This is a genomic window from Pontibacter sp. YIM B11418 (assembly GCF_059278805.1).
The window spans coordinates 132,019-152,906 of sequence record NZ_JCAEMH010000003.1; the positions used below are offsets into that span (position 1 = coordinate 132,019).

Below are 20,888 nucleotides of genomic sequence, written 5' to 3' on the forward strand. Positions count from 1 at the left end.
GGGTTAGATGCTTGTCGGGTTAGTGTTTTGGTTTCCGTGGCTTTGCGCAAAGGTGCCATAGCCCACTGGTATAGACGGTTCTTCCACAGGAGTCAGGATTTGGAGCTGCTCACGGGCAATCGGTTTCTGCTCACGTGCCGGATCGTAGAGCATGGCGGTGCAGAGGCAGTTGCTGCGGTTCTTCATCACCAGAATCTCATAGTTCACGCAGCTCTTGCAACCGTTCCAGAAAGCGTCGTCGTCGGTAAGCTCGGAATAAGTAACCGGGCGGTAACCCAGGTCAGAGTTGATCTTCATCACGGCCAAACCAGTGGTGAGGCCGAAGATCTTTGAATCCGGGTATTTGGTGCGCGACAGTTCAAAAATTTTGTTCTTGATCAGTTTGGCCAGACCGCTTTTACGAAGTTCCGGCGACACAATAAGACCTGAGTTAGCCACGTACTTTCCATGGCTCCAGGTTTCGATGTAGCAGAAGCCAGCCCAAACGCCGTTCACGTCCAGGGCAATCACGGCCTTACCTTCCAGCATTTTCTGGGCAATGTACTCAGGGGTACGCTTGGCTATACCTGTACCTCTGGCCTTGGCCGAAGACTCCATTTCGTCGCAGATCTGCTGCGCATAGCTGGTGTGTTGCGCAGTGGCAACGGTAATGATAAAAGGAGATGGATTCATTATAGAAATTATATACCAGGCTATGCTTGCACATAACCAGCTGATACAGAATTAGAAATAATTGAAACAATGCTCTGAAACGGATATACGGCTGCGCATACCTTCATCAGGCAACAATCACTCATAAAAAAATTGGGGAAGAATGACTACCACATGGGTAGTCGGGAAGCACGTCGGCCTAGGGCCTGTAACGGACCACGGCATTAATAGCCCTCAAAACTATCCTGGCAGACAGAATAGAAAAAGACGCACCCTTCAGAGAAAGGTGATTTACCATCGCAGATGATAAAGTCGGCTTTTTTTTCATTTCAATTTGTTGGTTCAAATTTTATAAAAACAGGTCTTTGCCTGTTCCAGAAAGCAAAGGTTTGCAATTAATATCGGTATCTACAACAATTAGTTGTAGATTATGATAAAATTTACACCTTACTACAAAATGTTACAACATATAGTTTAAAATATCTCTGTTTCTTTGAAATTAGCATCTAAATGCTGTGCTGGTAACAAAGCGCACTACTCAAAATTTTAGCGGCTTTGCGTATCTTGCAGCGCAATGAAGAATTTATCACTCAGCGTTATCATCGGCCTTATCTTTTCCGCCATCGGCACGGCCTCCCTGTTCCTGACTCGTGACCCACTCATGGCGGCCATTTGGCTGAGCTTCGGCAACGGCCTTATCCTATCCAACCTGCGCTTCAGCAAACCCGATGCGGCCGGCAATTTGGTGGCTGCCCCTATACCTAAAGTAAGGTTCTATGTCGGCATAGGCCTGATTGTAATGGCGGTGATTTTATTGGGGGCGCAGGTATACACGGATATGCAGCAGGCCTAAGTTAGATCCGGCTCTGTAAAACCATCTCTACGTTTACCAATTTGGAGTCGCGCTTCAGCTTTAGTCTTACCTTTCGGCCCGGCTTGCTTTCGAAGAGCTCCAGCAGCTCGTCCAGCGCCAGTTCTGTGCAATCGCGGCCGTTGATGTTGATGAGCTGGTCGCCGGGCAGCAGTCCGCTCGCTTTGGCAGGTGAATCCTCTATGACATGCGACACGATATAAAAATTGGCTCCGGGCAGTGGCGTGCTGATCTCAAAACCGGTCATGTTATAGTAAAACGGTTCGCTGTATTTGCTGTTGGGCATTAGCACCATGCGCTCGTGCGGATAGTCAAAGATCACGGTGAAACGCTTCAAAATATCCGAGCCTATGTTACCGTTGCGATTCGCCAGGTTGAGCGCCGCTTTGATTGACTCCTCATCCGGATAAGATGCCGGCAGATCGCGCAGCTCGTACCTGCCCAGCGAAAAACTGTTGATGCGACCGATCTTGCCATTGATATCCCCGCTCAAACCCCGACCCAGGTAGGCTTCCATCACTTTAGGCGGTAATTGCAGACGCTCATCAGTTGGCAGGTATAGCGATATCGAGTGGCTCGCGCCGGTATCGATCACCAGCTTCACTTTAATGGAATCCCCGTTATGCTGCCGTACATCCGCCTCCACGTAGGCTTTGGTGTTCTCAATGTGGAGCGGATATACCTCACCCTTTTTCGGAACCTTGAGTTTCGTGTCTGGTCGGTAAAGCGTGAGAGTTTTACTGCTGTAGTTTATCTTGACGATGAAATTCCGGAAGATGTCGTAGCCGATGATGCCGTGTATGGCCATCCCCATGCGGGTAGAAAGGTTAAAAACATCTTCCATCAGCACGTATACCTGGTGATTGACGCCTACTATACCTGGCATGCGCATAACGTTGCCTCTCGAGTAGATCGCCTCCATTTCATGCCCGCTGCCCAGCCCCTGTATGCTAATGCGACCGGCCTCGTTCAGACTGAGCGAATCAGAATAATTCAGGCGGGTGATCAGCGTGTTTTTCACACCGGAGTCCAGAATGAAATTCAAGGGTTGCGAGTCGTTGATCTGCACCGGGATGATGATCAGGTTATGGACCAGCTTGAAAGGAAAAGTGATGCTTTTGCGCTTGGAGGTGAAGTAGACAGTATCGCTGGCAAACGCCTGCCCCATCGCTTCGGAAAATGACAGACAGAAGCAAAGACAAAGCAGTAGAAAGGCAGAAAACCTTGTCATGGGAAGACCTACGTAAGACACAGAGAATCAGTCTTATCTATATACGTAGATTTTAAGACAAGATAGTATCGATACTGAATATTGTTGTTTTAGTGCAAAAGAAACAGGCCTGACGCTGTGGCTCGCAAACTTCAGACACGCAGCAGACGTCCGGAAGGTATAAGTTCAGCTCCATACCTGCTGAACTTATACCTTCCCGAAGTATTCATCGGCAGCCCAAGGCAACTCTTCCTATCCGCCTTTAAAAAGGGAAAACTGTCTTTATGTCCTATACCCGTTATCTCTACCTCTGATTAAAGTTAAGCAGCGTCGCTATACCTATTCTGAAGCCTATTTCCTGGAAGCTGCGGTCGTGGAAAGAAGCTGCCGTTTCGATGCGGAACACCCGGAACACATTGTCGAGTGAGTAACCTACTTCATAGTAGTGTGGCGAGTGCTGCGTTTTGAGGTAGTTGAGGAAAACGTTTTCCTTTATACCTGTGAAGCGCACTTCCGGAATCTGGGTGAGCAGGAACTTGCGGAACTGGTAGTGCGTGTGTGCAGAGAAATAACTGCCGTTGGTGCTGTACTGGTAGTAGTCGAGCAGGCGGAACGAACCGGCCGGTTTCAGGCTACTCAAAATAGTGCGGTTGCCGTCGAAGTGGTTGTAGTCCATGAAGTACATGCGCTTGCTATTCAGGAAAGTGCCGCCGCGCAGTTCAAACTCCAGCTTGCCCCGCACCCCAAACGCCAGCGCATGGTTGATGCCCAGCTGCACCTGATCGAAGTTCACATCACTCCCCAGTACACCTGAAATACCTTTGCGGTACATGAAAAGCAACTCCGGCGAGCGCTCCATGATCGGAATTTTGCGGCCGTTGTATAGTCGATAGCGTTGCACAGGGCGGTAACTCAGGTTAGCCTGAAGCACTAGCGCCTCGTGTTTCGGAAACTCGGTGCTTTCCATCTCTACATTGTCCGGCGTGCTGGGGCTAAAGGTCCTGTCTTCATCAGTGTAGAAGAAGCTGCGGTCGGTGTTGTTGTAAAGCTGGTTGCGCTGCGACCACTCCATATTTCCGCTCACTTTCAACCAAACCGATGGCTTATACTCGAAGCCGGTCTCCACAAAACTCTTCTCATAGATCTTCATGTAGTTGCGGCGGAACAGCAATGTGCTGAGCGTGTTGATGTGCGGATGGATTGGGTTTTCGCTATTGAACTGCTCCACAAACTTACCTCCTTCCAGGTATAGCAAATGCGATTTTCCTTTGCTCCTCACTGAATGCGCCATGCGAGTCTTGGCATAAAACGTTTCGCTATCGAAGCCATATCGGAACGTAGGTGCTACTTCAAAACTGCGGCGCAGACTGTCGTACTGGTGGCGCAGCTTGCCGCTCAGGTTCACGTTCCAACCTTCTACCGTGTTGTAGTATACATTCGTGAAAGTCGGATCGATGTTCACGCGTGTGCGTGGTGAAAGTCTGTAACCCGCGCCCATCACCAGGTCTTGTGGCTTGAATTTTCTCTTTTTGATAACCTTAGTGGAGTCTTTGCCTGTCAGCTCAGCCGATTTGATCTGCGCCAGAGAGTCATCGCGTTGGTAGCCTTTGAGTTCTTTGTCACTAAGCGGCACAGGGCGCACCGAATCCCAGTAGGCAGAGTCGCGTTTGGTGGCCAGTTTGTCTACCGTATACCTGCGCTCCGACACTACTTCCGGATCTTTCTGTTCTTTCAGGGCTTCTTTTTCCTGCTGCACAATGAGTTGCCGGAATTGCTTGCGCGTCAGTTTATCCTGGTTGGCCAGCACCTCCAGGTTGGGGTTTTTATTGCTCGACTTGATAGCGGCTATGGCTTCGGGTACTTCTTCTACTTTCTCATCGATAATTTCTTTCGGGGCCACCAGCTTTTTGTTGAGCACCACCTGGTAATCAGAGCTGGAAGCCAGGTAGCGGAACTCACCACCAAAGCCCATCACTTTGCCAGAAAAATGAAACTGGTGCGTAGTCGGCATCCAGACAGTTGGCGCTACTTCGGCATAATTCTGCTTCACCTTGATCGGGAAGCCCATCATGCTGGTTCTAAGGTCGAGGCTGTGGATGGCCCAGTAGCCTTCTATGATGTAGATGTAGCCTTCAAACACATTATCGCCGCGGGAGCGTGGGGTCACCTTGATCTTGTTCACGTCGATGTTGCCTTCCTGAAAACTGCCCTCATATTGGAATTTGTAATAGGCAAAAGCAGAACGTGAAAGCGGCGACACCATCTCCACTACTTTATCATTGTAGAAACTTGCGCTCACAAAAGTCATCGGTGAAATACTGCCTTTGTTATCGCCCGAAGTGCGGATGGAGATCACCTTCTCCTCAAACTTGTTGGGTTGCGCAAACTTGATCTCGCTCACCGATTCGAGCGTATAGGCTTCGTTCAGCTTCACCCCTTCTTCTTTGAGTTTGTTTTTAAGAAAGAAAGGCGCATCGGTCAGTTCGCCGGTTCCTTTCACGTATACCTTCATCTTGTAGCTGTCGTACTGTAGCAGGTGGTATTTCTTTTTGGCAATAGCCTTGCGCATAATGGTATAAGCTGGGTCCTCCCCTTTGCCCTTCACCTGCACCTCTTTTAGGGCAAAGGACTGCTCTCCCAATCGGAAATCCTGCTGCACCCAACTATCTGTGATCTCGACCTGCACCTGCTGCGCTTCATAGCCGATGTATTTCACCACCACCGTGTGCTTTCCGGCTGGCAGCTTTATTTCAAAGTCACCGTTCGCGTTGCTCGACGAGCCGTTGTTGAGGTTCGTGATGTAAACCGAGGCAAATGGCAGCGCTTCACCTTTCTGGTTTTTGATGCTCCCGCGTATACCTTGCGCAGAAAGTGAGAACTGAAACAGGACAAATAAAAAGGTAAGCAGACAGGAAAATAAACGCATAGGAATATCTGGCTAATTAGTAAGCTTGAATGTCAGGAAGTAGTAAGGGGCTTAACTTTGTGAACTGGAACAGGGGTAGGTTTGAACACAGGCAAGGGAATGCGTATAGCACAGAAAGGACGCTAAATTAGTTTTCATAAAAAGGGATTAAGGTAGAAGCAGCAAGCAATAGAATTCTTACCGCAATATATAGTTAAGATGCAATTTAACATCTATCCGTTGCATGATATTTCAAAAAAATAAGGAAAAACCCGAAAAAAGAAACAGCTGCTATACCTGAGGACTTCCTACAGGTATAGCAGCTGTTATGAATTGCGTAAAGTTGGGCTATTCCTTCGGCAGGTATAGCGTCAGACTGCCCGGTTTGAATGCAGCTTCATCCAAGTGACCCATTTTAGAACGGTCATTTGTGATCAGGTGCAGGTGCATGAAAGTGTCGTGGTGGGTGAACACGGCTTTGTGCTCGGTCGAGAAGAAACCTAAAATGTCAACTGCCTCATTGCCCAGCGCATAATTCACCTGCCCTTGGTGAGCCTCTCCGGGATTACTGACCTTGGAGCCAGCCGGCAGATTGACAATGTGGATGGTTGCCTGCTCGATTTCGCCGCTCACCTTAAATGGAAATGGCCGTTTGCTATTTTGGGTTTCGCCATCCAGGTATAGCTCCAGTTGCTGCATGGTTCGGATGGAGTCTGGTAAAGTGCGCTCCTGCCAGGCGGGCACCCGGGCATAAACAAAAAATGGGGCTTTGGCCGCAAAAGTCTCTTTTACCTGCATGGTCGTGTCGCTCACCACCACCGATTTATAGGACTTCCCATCCATGATCAGCAACTCGCCCGCCAGGTATTCCACCGGTCCTAAACCATACAACTGCTCTTTCCCCGCAATCGAATCCAGATCGATCGTACCGGCCAGTTCGCCTTTCCACATCACGTTACGCATCGCTCCCACTACCTGCACTTCGCTGGCAGCAGTAGCCGCGGCCTGATCGGTATCTGTGGTGCAGCCGCTCAACAGAAGAGCAGTCATAAGACTGAAAGAGACAAGTGAAAAGTGTTTCATTTTTTGTTTTGTAAATGCGACCCCCACATGAGGCATCAGACAAATATAGCTTTAGTTTAAAACTTTGGCTCCGGACTCTACTTTCTTGAGATATGCAATGGCTTCGTCAGAGAAAATAAAGGGCTTCGATTTGTCTTTGCGGGCAGCTTTGTTGTAGAGGTGGATGATTTGGAACGGATTGTCCATATTCGAAACCAGCTTCTTGTTCAGCCCGTTTCGCTCAATCACATCGGTCATGTAGAAGCCGGGCACGTGACCACTCATACCTATCACCTGGTTTCTTATTTCTTTGCTGGAGTACTGCTTCTCGCCGGAGGCTATCTCTTTGATAGCGGCATCAACTTTGGGAAGGTGCTGTTTGCCCAGATCCAGCAAGTAGGTTCCCCACTGCATATCGCCCGGCATGTGGGGTGCAACCGCATATTTCTTGTCGATCAGATCAGGTACGCCTTCGTTCATCAGCAGTTCCAGCATCAACAGAAGACTCTTATCTTTTTCGGCCACATCATAGCGCTTTGGTTTGTTGAGCGTATGGTGCAACTCATGACCTCCCACCGCGCCGGGCTTCACCTGGTTGAACTTGTACTCGAGCCAAACATTAAGCACTATGTTTCCTTTATGAGCCACCGCATCGTTGCCCAGCGCGATTAGGTATACACCGGTTTCAGGGTTCTTGCTGTGCATGCGTTTTGGCAGCATACTGTAGCAGGTTTGGTACATTGTGTTCACATAACCCTCTTTATCGGCAGCCAATTGCGCCAGGTATTGCCGAAGCTCCGTTTCATGCGCTTTGTAGACGTGAATGCTGTAGGTCATGTAGTTCGCCTGCCGGTCCTGTAACCGGACTTGCAGGAGGCTGTCATGCTCAGGCATGTAAACCACTTCCATCGTCTTGCGAAAGTTATTCAGATAAGCTTCTTTGTAATTCTGGTTTTCGATGTACTGTTGGTTGCCTTCCATAGCCAGAAACTGCTGCCAGGTAGCATCGTGCAGTCGCTTACCTGATTTCAGGGTATCCACCAGTTCAAAGTAACGTTCGGCCGCCGATACATCCACCACCTGCGCTTGCGCAGCATATCCGGAAGCAGCTAAAAGCAAAAGGGTAAAAAGTTTTTTCATGTAGGTAAAAGTTTGTTTAGTTGATCAATCTGAATTGATACTGACTGGTGCAAGGTATAGCTTAGTTAGCTAAAGATGCTCAGACCCGCAGCGAGCCGCGGAATGCCCGGTTACTGTAGTAGGATTGCGCTCCGTTGTGGTACACAAACACATGGCCGTAGCGGAAATCAGCAAACAACGCTCCTCCGAGTTCTCTGATGTCGGCTGGTGTCTGGATCCAGCTCGAGGTTTTCTGATCGAACTTGCCAAGCTTCTGCAGCTCCCGATATTCCGTTTCTGATAAAATCTCAATACCCATTTCAGCAGCCATATCCAGCGCATTATTTTCCGGTCGGTGCTCTTTCCTGGACTCAAGTCCTTCGCGGTCGTAGCACACACTTTTGCGCCCTTTAGGACTTTCCGCTGCGCAATCGAAGAAAATGAATTCGCCGGTTTTTGTGTCTTGCCCGACCACATCCGGCTCTCCTCCTGTTGTCTCCATTTCGTACAGCGACCACAGTTTAGCAGGGTTCGCTTCCAGTCTGGCTTGCACATCCGCCCATGCTATACCTGTGTGGCGTTGCATGTTTTTCTCAAAGCGGGATTTGAGAGTGTCGAGAAGTGTTTTACTTTGCTCCGGCGTAATTCCTTTTGTATTTCCCATGGTGATCTCTATGTTTAAAATAGCTATTCCACACTAACGCTAAACTTGTCCTGCGTGCCGTACTTCTCTGGTTTTCCCAGCGAGACCAGCCACCTGTCGTAAGTTGCTTTGGCCAGCCATTGCACCACGTAATTATCCTTTAGTTCGCTTACCGCAGCAGCTTCTCCAGCCAGCTTTTGAGCAATCTCATAGAGTTCACTTTTCTTGCTGTGATGGAACACAAAAGCGGCATAAAACTTATCGATCGGTAGGCTGATTTGTTCGTCGTGGTAGAGTTGGGTGACTTGCATGAGTCTTATGCTGTCTCGCTCCGCCATGCTGTCTTCGAACAGGCCAAGGTATGCGCCAACGGTCATGCGGTCTGCCTGGTCTGTTTCATAAGCATACACTAATTTATCACTCGCATCACCTACGTTCACCACCGCAGGATCTAAGGGACGCAGCAGGCCAACCAACACACCCAAAGCGCAGATAGCTGTTATAGTTAAAGGCAGTGTCAGCCATTTTTGATCGAGGCTTGGGCGAAAAATCTTTGCTATACCTACTACCAACAAAGCTGTCAGGCACAGGGCAATGACTGCAAGCAACAGAAAGCTCGTCAGGCTATAGACATAAGAGAGTATGCCAACAGGTATAAGGAAAAGTAGCGGGGTAAAATACTTTTTCATTTCAGCTTAGGTTAACTGTGGCTTTTTAGTTTTCAGTTATTGAGAGAGTTTATCCAGCGCTTCTTTAAGAGAACTCACAAAATTGATTTGTTTGCCTTTATTGCTTTCATAAATGAAGTCTTGCACACTCTGGCGGGTATATTTTGAGAAGTCGCCTACTATAGCCAAACGGACGCGAAAATTGGAAAACTTTTGCAGTATTTCGCCTGCCATTCCGTTCTTCAGTTCAAAGAAGTCAGGTGTGATGTTCTTCTCGTGTATTATAATTCGATCAAATCCCTGATAGTAAATGCTTCCTAATAAATCCACTCCGTCTTCGATACTATTGATTATCCTGTCTTCCGAAGTCACTTCGGCTATTTTAGTGTCGTTTATAGAATGTGTTTCTATTTTCATGTTGTATGTTGGTTTGCGAGGGGCTGCTATTGCAATCCTCCTAACGTACTGGGCTTTGCGGTGGCGTAGCTGCCGTAAAGGTGTGGTTGTACAAATTTGTTCTTATACTTCTGCTAGTCTGTTTTGATAACCTAATGACTTAATCCTGCTTTGTATTTCGTTATCTATTTTCACTTTTGAGGTATAAAAGCCGAATGTTTTCAGTGATTTCGGAAGTGGCTTCACGAATAAGGTATCAAAGTCAAGCCCAGTCTTGTAAATCCATAGCCTTCTGAGTCTTTCTAATTTCTCTAATCCGTCCAAGAGGGATAAGGACTTACAATTCAGAATAATTACCTCTTCAAGGTGATGAAGCGTCTTGTCAAACACCAGTTCAGTTAGCTGGATCTGGTCTTCTATTTGGAGCTTTTTTAGCTTTCTAAAACAGGCAAGGTTCTTTAACTCATTAAAGCCTCTTACTCGTATGATTTCTAGCTCTTCTATATCATTGTCTTCTATTTCATTGATGTCGCTTCTGCTTCCCAATATCAATTTTAGAGTCTTCAACTTTTTTAAGTTGTTTATAAAGCTGATAGGTGCTTTGCTTATTGAGTTCAGTGATAGGTATTCCAAGTTGTTAAGCTCACCAAGTGCCTCTATGTTTTTTGTGTGACTGCAACAAATCAAGTACTTAAGTTTCTGATACTCTCTAAGGTACTCCAGGTTTAGAGCCTTTGTCCTTGTGTCGCAAAGCAACAGCTTATGCAGCGACTTCAAGTTTTCAGAATTCAGGATTTCAGTCTTTTTTAGCTCAAAGAAACCAAGGCTAAGGGTATGAAGGTGCTTCAGATTTGTTAGGAAAGACAGGTTCTTAGCATGGTAAAGGCAATCTACAAACAGGGACTTCACATCTGGCAGCCTTTCAAGAATTTGGCAGTCAAAGTATCCATTATCTTCATAATGCCCATAGAACCTAATCTCGAGTAACTCGCTGTTTCTTGCGCACAGCGCATTAAGCTCAGCAAGAATCTTGTCATCATAGACTCTTTCTGAAAACTGAATGACAACAGTTTTACCATCACTCAAGTCAGATTCTATTGAGTTAGTATCTAAAGAGGCTGGATTATGTATTCTGTTAAAGAGTATCATTCAATTTTGTACAACGTTTTGTACAGGCTGCGAATGAGGCATTGGCCGAACATGCTGCCTGTGCCTTGTTACTGACAGGCTTTCTTAACCATGTATAATTTGCAAATCGTATCCATGTTCATCTGCATAGATTGCAAGTTTTTCGATATTTTCTAACTCAGGTATTATTGAGTCATAAAACCTTATTTTTTTTAGATGATAATTTAGTCGTTCCCCTCTAACTTTTTCTTGACCATTATATATCAATTCATATAAAATAGGTTTCTCCTTTGTCAAATCTATACTTCCTCCCCATTTTTGATTTTCGTCATCATACCATTGAAAACTCGCTTTATCTTCCCATGCATTTAAATGCCCCCACCTTTCTGTTTTTTTCCTCCAAAAGAACCTTCCTTCTTCGAATTCTATAAATGCTTGACTTAATTGGTTACCATTCTCGTTGAAGATTCCTTCGTATGTGATTGGCCTAACAAATTCCCTTTCTCTTTTTTGAAAGGCAACTTTAATTGAATTGACACATCTAAGCACTTCTTCTGGTGAGAATGATGTATTCACATTTGCATTATTTCCATATGAATAGTCATTGGGCTTTGTAAGAAATGATAAATCAAGTTCCCTGTCGGCAATTTCCAAAAGGCTATTTTTTAATTTATCAAGGAAAATCAAGTCATTCAAAGCATTAATTGGATTCGATTGAGGCATTCCTTCTTCTTTAACTTCTATTACCTTTCCATTTTCTTTTCGGACGATAGTTGGTGTAACGTAAACTCCCATTTTATTCTCTATATATTTTGCTTGTCAGTAACTAGAGTATAGCAGGAGCACCTACTCCTGCTATCTGCACCATACCTAGCTGAACTTCATTCTTCAACTATTGTACTTATATAGCACCCTTACAATATAAGCATTTATCTAAATTTTCAACCCAATATTCATAATAATTTAACCTAGAACTCCTCCTTTTCAAAACCAATCTACCGGGCTAAATAACCCGTTTCATTGGTTCTGTCTAAATATTATTATCCTAACAAAACCTGCCCTTCAACCCTCTTTTTCGCCCGCTACCAGTGGCTGCATGTTTTCACCCGATTTGTATAAAAGCCACACACCATTTTAGCTAATCCTCACCTCTAAGAGCACTTTTCAAGACTAAAACGGGCTTTTTAGCAGAATTTTGAGTATATTCAAAATACCCGATACTATTAACCTTTACACAAACTTATACTATTCTAATACATGCACATTATTGACCTTACCATCTTCGTGCTCTATATGCTGGCTATGCTGTGCGTTGGTTTTTACTTTCTCAAAAAGAACCAGGGTGCAGACGATTATTATGTAGGAGGCCGGAACATGGGAAGCAGTCACATTGGTCTCTCAGTAGTGGCAACGGATGTAGGCGGTGGCTTTTCGATTGGTCTGGGCGGGCTCGGCTTCGTGATGGGACTCTCGGGTGCCTGGATGCTCTTTACCGGTTTGCTCGGTGCCTGGCTGGCAGCGGTCTTTCTTATACCCAAGGTCAAGCGCAATCCGGCTTTCGACAAGTTCCTCACCTTCCCCCAGATCTTCGGTCACTACTTTAACGCTCGGGTGGCGCTGCTGGCGGGCATCATCTCGGCCATCGGCTATACCGGCTTTACCAGCTCCCAGATTCTGGCGGGTGCCAAACTGGCCAGCGGCACCTTCATGAACCTCGACCTCAATACTGCTCTTCTCATCATGGGCATCATTGCGGTGGTTTATACCGTGATGGGTGGTATGAAAGCCGTTATCTATACCGACACCATACAATGGGCTATCCTGATGGGCGGACTCATCTTCATTGGTATACCTGTTTCATTTCTGGCAGTGGGAGGCGGTGTGGAGCAGATCAGCTTTGGCCAGCTCACGGACTTTGCCTGGCTTTCGGCGCAGTCCGGTCGCAGCATGGAGGCGATTCGCAGCACCTTACCGGCCGAGTTTCTCACGCTCACCAATATCACCTGGCAGCAAATCGTGAACTGGGCTATCACCATCATTCCAATCTGGTTTGTAGGTATGACGCTCTACCAGCGCATCTACGCCTGTCGAGATGAGAGAACGGCTAAACGGGCCTGGTACCTGGCCGGTTTATTTGAGTGGCCGATCATGGCATTTATGGGTGTGAGCTTAGGTATACTGGCCCGGGTGGCTGCTGAGCAAGGTATGTTCGACGCACTCGGAATGGGCGCCGCAGTAGACCCTGAATCGGGGCTGCCGATGCTGCTGCGCTCGGTGCTGCCGGTCGGGTTAATGGGCCTGATGCTCTCTGCCTATTTCTCGGCTATACTTTCTACTGCCGACAGTTGTCTGATGGCTTCGTCGGGCAATATTGTAACGGATGTGATTGGGCATTTCACTAATACCGACCCGGATTCGCCCAGGATGCTGCGCTTGTCGCAATTGATCACACTCCTTGTCGGAGCCTTTGCGCTTTGGCTGGCTACCAACATGACCAACGTGCTCGACCTGATGCTATACTCTTATGCTTTTATGGTGTCCGGCCTATTTGTGCCCATTATTGGTGCGCTGTTCTGGAAGCGACGCAGCAGCGTGGCAGCTTTCTGGGCTATGCTCGTGGGTGGCGCTACTACTATTCTGCTGCAGGTAACCATGAACACCGAAGGTCTCGTAAACATGCCGTGGTTCAATCTAAGCTTTAACTTGCCCTACGGCCTCGACCCTAATTTATTTGGTCTCACCGCTGCCCTAGTGCTTTACATTACGTTAACAATACTTTACCCCAATAAAACAGAAAAAGAGAAATGGCAGAAAACAACTCCGTCCAATACGAGATCCATACCCCAACCAATCACCAGCAACTAAACCGCGATGAGGTCCTTGATTTCCTGTTCCATCACCTGGACCAGTACGGCGACGCCCGCGAGGACATTGCCAAGTGCATGGACTATGCGCTGTCGGATGCAGAGGGCAAAGGCGGCTCAGTGATCGTGGCTCGGGAAGATGACAAGGTAGTGGGTGCGCTCATCCTGAACAATACAGGTATGAGTGGGTACATACCGGAGAACATACTCGTATACGTAGCTGTGCATGGCAACCAGCGCGGCAAAGGCGTTGGCAAAAAACTGGTGCAACTGGCAGCTGAGACAAGTGAAGGCAGCATCGCCCTGCACGTAGAACCTGACAACCCGGCCCGCCACCTGTACGAGAAAATGGGCTTCACCAACAAATATTTAGAATACAGACTTATCCGATAACAGCATGGCCGTCTTAAAACTGTGCCGCAAAAAACTCAGACACAACTATAACCACCTCGACCGGATTTTTCGTGAAAAGAACATCGACTGGGGCATTGTCACCAAACTGCTTTGCGGCGAAGAAACTTTCCTGAAGGAAGTGCTCGATCTGGGAGTAAAGGAGGTACACGATTCCCGCGTGTCTAACCTGATCGCCATCAAGAAAATGGCACCCGATGTGCAAACCGTTTACATCAAACCCGCCCCGAAACAAAGCATACCGGACATTATCCGCTACGCCGACGTCAGTTTTGAAACCGAGCTCGACATCATCCGGCTTTTGTCAGCAGAGGCCGTCAGGCAAAACACAACGCATAAGATCATCATCATGATTGAGATGGGCGATCTGCGGGAAGGCGTAATGGGCGATGATCTGGTGGACTTCTATGCCCAGATCTTTAAGCTACCCGGTATCTCCGTGATCGGTCTTGGTGCCAACTTCAACTGTCTGCACGGCGTGATGCCCACGCAGGACAAACTGATTCAGCTCAGCCTATACAAGCAGATCATCGACGCCAAGTTCAACATCGAAATCCCCTGGGTGTCGGGGGGCACCTCTGTAACGATCCCGCTGCTCTTCAACCACCTCATGCCGCGAGGTGTCAACCATTTCCGGATTGGCGAGGCGCTTTATTTCGGACTCAACCTGTTCACTGGCGAGACCTTTGAAGGTATGTACGACGATGTGTTTGAATTTTGTGCCGAGATCATCGAGCTCAACGAGAAACCCATGATCCCGATCGGGATGCTGGCCGAAAACCCCAGCGGCGAGAGCTTCGAAATAGACGAAAGCCTCTACGGCAAAACATCACACCGCGCCATTCTGGATGTCGGGCTACTGGACATCAACCCGAAATACCTGCTTCCCAAAGATCATGGTCTGAGTGTAGTAGGTGCCAGTTCCGACATGCTGGTAGTAGAATTGGGTGATAACGAGCAGAACTACAAGGTGGGTGATGTGATCAGCTTCAACCTCCGGTACATGGGTGCGCTCAGCATCATGAATTCCCGCTACATCGACAAACAGGTGGTGGAATGATGAATTCCTGAACTAAGCTAAATGAGCTATACCTGACGCCCTCCCTCCAATACATACCGGAGGGAGGGCGTTGCTGCTTTTAAATGGTTTTCGCTAATAGGTATAGCCGGGCCAAAACTTTTCAGGGCTAGCTACGTCTCTATGGTGAATCTGAATATGGCTATCTCTTTATACCTTGGCTGCTAAACCGACTTTGATCCATCGTATCGTTTACTCCTTCGAAAGTTTCGAACAGGTGCTGGCACGTGGAGGTACGTTTACTATGGTGGTCGCTTTGCTGGCCCTTTCGTGGCTCAACTCTCCCTGGGGTGCTTCCTGGCTATACCTGTGGGAAAACCCGCTGACCGTTACGTTGGGGACCTACAGCGTTCCAAAACCGATCGGCTTTTGGGTGCAGCAGGTTTTGCTAGCGCTCTTCTACCTGACTTTGGGAATGGAACTGAAACGCGTACTGCGCGTGGGTGAGCTGAAGGAATGGCCTGATAGAATGTTTGCTGTAGCTGCGGCTTCAGGAGGTATGGCTATACCTGCGGCGCTATACCTATACCTGGCTCCGGCAGCTGCGCAGGCCGGCTGGTCTGTAGTGGCCACGGCTGATGCAGCGGCCGTACTTGCGCTGCTGGCACTGGCCAGTAATTCCCTGCCGTTTTCGCTGCGCGTGTTCCTGTCTTCGACTGCCATCATGCAAGGTATAGCCAGTTTGCTGCTCAGCGTGATCCTCTATACCTCTATCCAAAACCTGCTGGCGCTTTCGGTTGCTACGGGTGTGTTTGGTTTGCTGGTAGTGTTGCGGGCGCTGCGCAACCGTACCATGTGGCTATACCTGTTGCTGGGCCTGGTGATGCTAGTCTGCTTTCTGCTGGCAGGTGTGCAGGGTGCCGTGGCGGGTGTGTTACTGGCACTTGTCATTCCGATTCATTCGAGGGTGATGGAAGAAGATTTTGTGACGACCACCGATACCATAATGGGACAGCTCCACGCCCTGCGCATGATGAAGCGCCCCGAGCCCGGCGAAGAAATAGAAGAGGATTTCCAGGCCGCTGCCTATACCCTGCGGGTTAATAGCACGAAGGCCCTGTCCCCGTTGCGGCGCTTGCAGCGAAGGCTTTTGCCCTGGGCAGCTTACCTCTCCCTGCCCCTTTTCGCACTGGCTTTTGTGCCCTTTACCTACAACAGCTTTGCCTGGCGTGACCTGCTTGGGCCTGTCCCGATGGGTATATTCTTGGCACTAGTGCTCGGCAAACCCATCGGCATGCTGCTATTTGCCTGGCTGGCCTCGCTGACAGGTATAGCGCGTATACCTGCCACCGTGCACTGGGGACAACTGACGGGCGGTATGTTGCTGTTGGGAGCCGGCTTTATGCTGTCGCTCTTTCAGGCGCAGCAGGTGTTTCCTGCCATCGAGCAGCTTACCCTCGTTAAAATCAGCATTTACGCAGCCTCTGCTGTGGCCGGCTTGCTCGGCCTGCTGGTGCTGGCGGTGGCTGGAAAAACAAAAGACCTGCCACACACGCAGGTATAGCAGGCCTTTTAATTAATAATGAATAATGAGCAATCACTAGTTATAATTCATTACTAATTAATCATTAGTCATTACCCAGCAAGGCGTCCAGAAAGCCGATCTCTTCTTTCTCTTTCTTGTACACGATCATCGGAACGTCGTCGTTGTAACGCAGGATCTTTTCGGTTGTGCTACCCAGCACAAACAGCGCGGCAGCCGATTTGCCCTTGGCGCCGATCACGAGCATGTCTGCTTTGGCACGCTTGGCCTCCACCATAATCAATTCGCCTACATCATCCTCGTTTTCCTGTTTTACAAGTCGGAGGGTTGCACGGTCTTTCAACGCAGGGAATCGGTCCAGCACTTGCTCAAACTTGTTGCGGGCGAAACCTTGCATGCGTTCATCAAAGTCTTTATAACTGATGCCCAGTGTGATGTAACCGGTAGGCACCTGGTAAACGTGCAGGCACGTGATGCGCACATCAGGTCTCAGGAGCGTTGAATTGAGCATACGCTCAAGCGCCATGAGGGAATAATCCGAAAAATCGACGCTGACCATAATGTGACTTAGAACGGTATCTTCATTTTCCGGCACAAACAGCACACTCACACGGCCGTTGCGCAGAATCTTCTGGGCCAGCACGCCGCTTCCGCGCATGCGGAATTTGCGTCCTACCACCACCAGGTCGATTTGGTTATCTTTAGACAGGTGCAGTAATTCTTTCAGTGGCGAGCCTTCCACTACCTGCACTTCTACCTGCACCCGGCTATCGGGTCCGAAGTAATGTCCAACTTTCTCAACAAGCGCAGTGCGCAGTTTTTCGTCGGCCGGCATCTCGTTTGGCATGCTTTCAAGCACCTCGTCAGGTATATCCAGGCTTTTTTCGGCATGGATGAAGTACACATGCTCTATTTCAGATATGGAGCAGAGAAAAGCCGTGTAGCGGATGAGTGTATCGTCCATCTCCGTCAGGTCGAGCCCCACCATAATACGTTTCAGCGAGTTCATGATAATGTTTGGGTTTATGGGTTAACATATGCTGCGCTGCTCTTTTTCGTACTCACCCCCTCTATTTCGCTCCCGACGTAACATTAAATGCGCAGATTGGTACTAATTGTTGTATCAGCTACGAATTTAATACGGATACATTTACAAACTAAGCATTTTTGATGTTTTTAGCTATACTCGCAGGTTTCCTGTTGGCATTTGCCGCGCCTCTGCTTCACCGCTGGCTAGGCAAGTGGGTATTAGTGCCTATGGCGACGTTGCCCTTTTCCATCTTCGTATACCTGCTCACGCTTACCCCCGCCGTGCTTGGCGGCGACAAATTAGGCGAACTGCATGATTGGGCTCCCTCTCTCAACATCAACCTGCACTTTTTCCTGGACGGACTCAGCCTGCTCTTCGCTTTGCTCATCACGGGTTTTGGCACCCTCATCATGCTGTATGCGGGCGGCTACCTCAAAGGTCATCCTTTGCTGGGACGGTTCTATTTATACCTGACGCTGTTCATGACGGCGATGCTCGGGCTTGTGCTGGCGGGCAACATTATTTCCATTTTTGTATTCTGGGAGCTCACCAGTATTAGCTCATACCTGCTCATCGGCTTTAACCAGGACAAGGAAAAATCGCGCAACTCCGCCCTGCAGGCACTGCTCGTCACCGGACTCGGCGGCTTGGCCCTGATGGGCGGTCTGATTCTGCTGGGCATGGCAGGCGGTAGCTATACCTTGAGCGAGCTGCTGGAGCGGGGCGATCTCGTAACAAACCATGCGCTATACCTGCCTGCACTCGTGCTGATCCTGCTGGGTGCTTTCACCAAGTCAGCACAATTCCCCTTTCACTTCTGGCTGCCCAACGCCATGGAAGCACCAACGCCCGTCAGCGCCTACCTGCACTCAGCCACTATGGTAAAGGCCGGTGTATACCTGCTGGCCCGGCTAACTCCCGTAATGGGCGGCACCGACGAGTGGCAGTATACCCTGATGCTGGTGGGTGGCATCACCACTGTTCTGGGTGCTTTGCTTGCCATGCAGCACGTCGACCTGAAAGCCATACTGGCCTATACCACCATTAGCGCGCTGGGGCTGCTCGTGACCATGACAGGTATAGGAACTGCTCCGGCTATGGAGGCGATGGTAGTTTTCCTGCTGGCGCACGCCCTTTATAAAGGCACCTTGTTTTTAGTGGCTGGCAACGTGGACCACGCCACCGGCACCCGCGACCTGACACAGCTCACAGGCTTGTCCGGCTCCATGCGCTACACGGCCATTGCGGCGCTGCTGGCAGGTATGTCCATGGCGGGTTTGCTTCCTTTTTTCGGATTCATTGGCAAAGAATTGCTATACGAAGCCACCCTCGAGGAAAGCTCCTTCCGGTGGATGCTTTTTGCAGTGAGTTTCTTCTCGGGAATGGTGTTCGTGGCCGTGGCCATCGCGCTGGGTTTTGGCGTCTTCTGGCGCCGCAGTACGAAGCCAACTCCCCTGCAACACCCCGACAAGCTCTTGCTATACCTGCCACCTGTTGTGCTGGCCTCCGCAGGACTTGTGTTTGGTCTGCTGCCGGGCTTTTTTGTGACGCCGCTGCTGCGCCGCGCAGCGGAATCCATGCTGGGTGTAGAGCAGGTGTTTGAACTGGCCCTTTGGCACGGATTTAACCTGGTATTGGGCTTGAGTCTGTTAACCATGGCGCTTGGCTACGTGGTGTACCGTTACGCTAACCGACTGCTGAGCTACGCCAGTAGATTAAACAAACTTTACCTTCTCGGGCCGGCCAATCTGTACCAACTCACGCTCAAGGGCTTTCTGATCGGAGCAACCAAAATTACCGCTACGATTCAGAACGGCTATCTGCGCAGCTACATTGCGGCCATTGTTACGGCACAGATTTCCCTGGTTGTGCTCGCGCTCTGGGACGATGGGCCGCGGCTGGAACTTGGCAACCGCCTGCATGAGCTCTCTCAACTGCGCCTGTACGAAGTGGTGCTGCTGCTCATGATCGTGTCGGCGCTCGTCTTCCTGTTTAAGTCGCAGTCCCGCCTCACATCCATCGCCATTATGGGTATAGTCGGTTACTCGGCAGCGCTCCTTTACATCTTGTTTGGTGCGCCGGATGTGGCTGCCACCCAATTGCTCATCGAAACACTTACGGTCGTGATCTTTGTGTTGATTCTGCACAAGCTCCCAACCTTCAAATACCTTTCGCACGCCACGGAGCGCTACAAATACGTGCTGATCTCGCTTACTTTCGGGGCTGTGATGACGTACGTCATCCTGATCGTCAAACAGTATCCGCTCGACTCGCAGTTAAAAGCCTATTACGGCCAAAACAGTTACCTGCTCGCGCATGGGCGCAACATCGTCAACGTGATCCTGGTAGATTTCAGGGCTTTTGACACACTCGGCGAGATCGTGGTGCTGGCCGTAGCAGCCATCGGGATTATGGCCATGCTGAAACTACGTATGCAAAAAGGAGACAAGCCATGAAAACCATCATACTCGCGACTGCCATTCGCATCCTCATTCCGCTGTTTATCATCTTCTCGGTCTATACCTTGTTTCGGGGCCACAACCACCCGGGCGGGGGCTTTATCGGAGGCCTCATCGGGTCCATCGCTTTCGTATTCCATACCATGACGCACGGCCCGCAACACACCGTGGACACTTTCCTGAAACTGAACCTTTACGGCTACCCGCGGCAGCCTAACCAAAGCCGCTCGCTCTACCTGATGCGGATGATGCGCGTGAATGTGTGGCGACGCAGGAAAATGGCCCGCCATCCGGACATAAAGCACCACATGGTCCGCATCGAATCTGTCTACATTATCGCTACGGGTTTGTTTCTGGCCGCCACCAGCGGTGTATTCGGTTTACTTTCCGGTCAGCCTTTTATGCACGCCTATTGGAGTGATTTTTACATACCTGTGCTGGGTAAACCGGGTACGCCGATAATGTTTGATTTAGGGGTATACCTGCTGGTAATCGGGGTGGTGCTCAAAATAACCTTTGTGATGTCAGAAGAATAAGCCATGGAACTCATACTGCCTTTTATTATCGGAATTCTTTATTCTGCGAGCATCTACCTGATCCTGCACCGGCACTTCTTCAAGCTAATACTTGGTCTGATCCTCTCCGGTCTGGCCACCAACCTCTTCCTGTTCGTCATCGGGCGCCTGACTCGCGGGGGCTCGGCCATTATCGGGCCGGACGAAAATGTAGCGGTAGAGCCTTTTGCCGACCCGGTGCCACAGGCGCTGCTGCTCACTGCCATCGTGATCGGCTTCGGCATTCAGTCCTTTACCATTGTGCTCATCAAGCGGGTATACCAGTCGTTCGGCACTACCGACCTCGACGACATGAGCACCACCGACCAGATAGAAGAACACCACTAAGCGCCCTC

The 20,888-nt window shown here is 49.2% G+C and carries 19 protein-coding genes; 8 read left to right on the top strand and 11 right to left on the bottom strand.

Annotated elements, in window-relative coordinates; genetic code table 11:
• Window positions 1–3 precede the first annotated feature (3 nt).
• Window positions 4–672, bottom strand: a complete 669-nt coding sequence (locus tag AC4QZR_RS08295) for a GNAT family N-acetyltransferase (protein ID WP_253405769.1) — start codon at window positions 670–672, stop codon at window positions 4–6.
• A gap of 553 nt (window positions 673–1,225) precedes the next feature.
• On the opposite strand from AC4QZR_RS08295, the gene AC4QZR_RS08300 reads away from it, so the two are divergent.
• Complete coding sequence (locus tag AC4QZR_RS08300; protein ID WP_494480491.1) at window positions 1,226–1,504, top strand: hypothetical protein; 279 nt, start codon at window positions 1,226–1,228, stop codon at window positions 1,502–1,504.
• Window position 1,505: 1 nt separating this feature from the next.
• On the opposite strand, the gene AC4QZR_RS08305 is transcribed toward AC4QZR_RS08300, so the two are convergent.
• The 9 genes from AC4QZR_RS08305 to AC4QZR_RS08345 form a co-directional block, all read right to left on the bottom strand.
• Window positions 1,506–2,753 carry an aspartyl protease family protein gene (locus tag AC4QZR_RS08305; protein ID WP_494480492.1) on the bottom strand — a complete coding sequence of 416 codons (1,248 nt, stop codon included), beginning with the start codon at window positions 2,751–2,753 and terminating at the stop codon, window positions 1,506–1,508.
• Between the two features lie 283 nt (window positions 2,754–3,036).
• Entirely contained in the window at window positions 3,037–5,658 is a 2,622-nt protein-coding gene (locus AC4QZR_RS08310) for a DUF5686 and carboxypeptidase regulatory-like domain-containing protein (RefSeq protein ID WP_494480493.1), read from the bottom strand.
• Between the two features lie 327 nt (window positions 5,659–5,985).
• Window positions 5,986–6,720 carry an acetolactate decarboxylase gene (locus tag AC4QZR_RS08315; RefSeq protein ID WP_494480494.1) on the bottom strand — a complete coding sequence of 245 codons (735 nt, stop codon included), beginning with the start codon at window positions 6,718–6,720 and terminating at the stop codon, window positions 5,986–5,988.
• Window positions 6,721–6,771: 51 nt separating this feature from the next.
• Entirely contained in the window at window positions 6,772–7,839 is a 1,068-nt protein-coding gene (locus AC4QZR_RS08320; protein ID WP_494480495.1) for a DUF5700 domain-containing putative Zn-dependent protease, read from the bottom strand.
• 79 nt (window positions 7,840–7,918) lie between these two features.
• Window positions 7,919–8,482, bottom strand: coding sequence for a DUF4256 domain-containing protein (locus AC4QZR_RS08325; RefSeq protein WP_494480496.1), 564 nt, complete (start codon window positions 8,480–8,482; stop codon window positions 7,919–7,921).
• A gap of 23 nt (window positions 8,483–8,505) precedes the next feature.
• Window positions 8,506–9,150 carry a hypothetical protein gene (locus AC4QZR_RS08330; RefSeq protein ID WP_494480497.1) on the bottom strand — a complete coding sequence of 215 codons (645 nt, stop codon included), beginning with the start codon at window positions 9,148–9,150 and terminating at the stop codon, window positions 8,506–8,508.
• Window positions 9,151–9,186: 36 nt separating this feature from the next.
• A complete protein-coding gene (locus AC4QZR_RS08335; protein ID WP_494480498.1) occupies window positions 9,187–9,546 on the bottom strand; it encodes a DUF4180 domain-containing protein in 360 nt (119 codons plus the stop codon).
• Window positions 9,547–9,648: 102 nt separating this feature from the next.
• On the bottom strand, window positions 9,649–10,674 hold the full coding sequence (locus tag AC4QZR_RS08340; protein WP_494480499.1) for a hypothetical protein: 1,026 nt from the start codon (window positions 10,672–10,674) through the stop codon (window positions 9,649–9,651).
• An 84-nt stretch (window positions 10,675–10,758) separates the two neighbouring features.
• Window positions 10,759–11,448: a hypothetical protein gene (locus AC4QZR_RS08345; RefSeq protein WP_494480500.1), complete on the bottom strand. Its 690-nt coding sequence runs from the start codon at window positions 11,446–11,448 to the stop codon at window positions 10,759–10,761.
• Between the two features lie 462 nt (window positions 11,449–11,910).
• Between AC4QZR_RS08345 and AC4QZR_RS08350 the strand changes: the two genes are divergently transcribed.
• From AC4QZR_RS08350 to AC4QZR_RS08365, 4 genes are all read left to right on the top strand, one after another.
• Complete coding sequence (locus tag AC4QZR_RS08350) at window positions 11,911–13,518, top strand: sodium:solute symporter family protein (protein WP_494480501.1); 1,608 nt, start codon at window positions 11,911–11,913, stop codon at window positions 13,516–13,518.
• A complete protein-coding gene (locus AC4QZR_RS08355; RefSeq protein ID WP_494480502.1) occupies window positions 13,458–13,910 on the top strand; it encodes a GNAT family N-acetyltransferase in 453 nt (150 codons plus the stop codon). The genes AC4QZR_RS08350 and AC4QZR_RS08355 overlap by 61 nt, the downstream gene beginning before the upstream one ends.
• Window positions 13,911–13,914: 4 nt before the next feature.
• Entirely contained in the window at window positions 13,915–14,988 is a 1,074-nt protein-coding gene (locus AC4QZR_RS08360; RefSeq protein WP_494480503.1) for an alanine racemase, read from the top strand.
• A 193-nt stretch (window positions 14,989–15,181) separates the two neighbouring features.
• Window positions 15,182–16,510, top strand: coding sequence for a Na+/H+ antiporter NhaA (locus tag AC4QZR_RS08365; RefSeq protein ID WP_494480504.1), 1,329 nt, complete (start codon window positions 15,182–15,184; stop codon window positions 16,508–16,510).
• Between the two features lie 64 nt (window positions 16,511–16,574).
• Here AC4QZR_RS08365 and AC4QZR_RS08370 read toward each other — a convergent pair whose 3' ends face one another.
• Window positions 16,575–17,498, bottom strand: a complete 924-nt coding sequence (locus AC4QZR_RS08370) for a universal stress protein (RefSeq protein WP_494480505.1) — start codon at window positions 17,496–17,498, stop codon at window positions 16,575–16,577.
• A 161-nt stretch (window positions 17,499–17,659) separates the two neighbouring features.
• Between AC4QZR_RS08370 and AC4QZR_RS08375 the strand changes: the two genes are divergently transcribed.
• From AC4QZR_RS08375 to AC4QZR_RS08385, 3 genes are read left to right on the top strand one after another with little or no spacing between them, the layout of a single operon-like run.
• Complete coding sequence (locus tag AC4QZR_RS08375) at window positions 17,660–19,975, top strand: putative monovalent cation/H+ antiporter subunit A (RefSeq protein ID WP_494480885.1); 2,316 nt, start codon at window positions 17,660–17,662, stop codon at window positions 19,973–19,975.
• Window positions 19,972–20,514 carry an MnhB domain-containing protein gene (locus tag AC4QZR_RS08380; RefSeq protein ID WP_494480506.1) on the top strand — a complete coding sequence of 181 codons (543 nt, stop codon included), beginning with the start codon at window positions 19,972–19,974 and terminating at the stop codon, window positions 20,512–20,514. Before AC4QZR_RS08375 ends, AC4QZR_RS08380 begins: the two co-directional genes overlap by 4 nt.
• A 3-nt stretch (window positions 20,515–20,517) precedes the next feature.
• A complete protein-coding gene (locus AC4QZR_RS08385; protein ID WP_253405792.1) occupies window positions 20,518–20,880 on the top strand; it encodes a Na+/H+ antiporter subunit C in 363 nt (120 codons plus the stop codon).
• Window positions 20,881–20,888 lie beyond the last annotated feature (8 nt).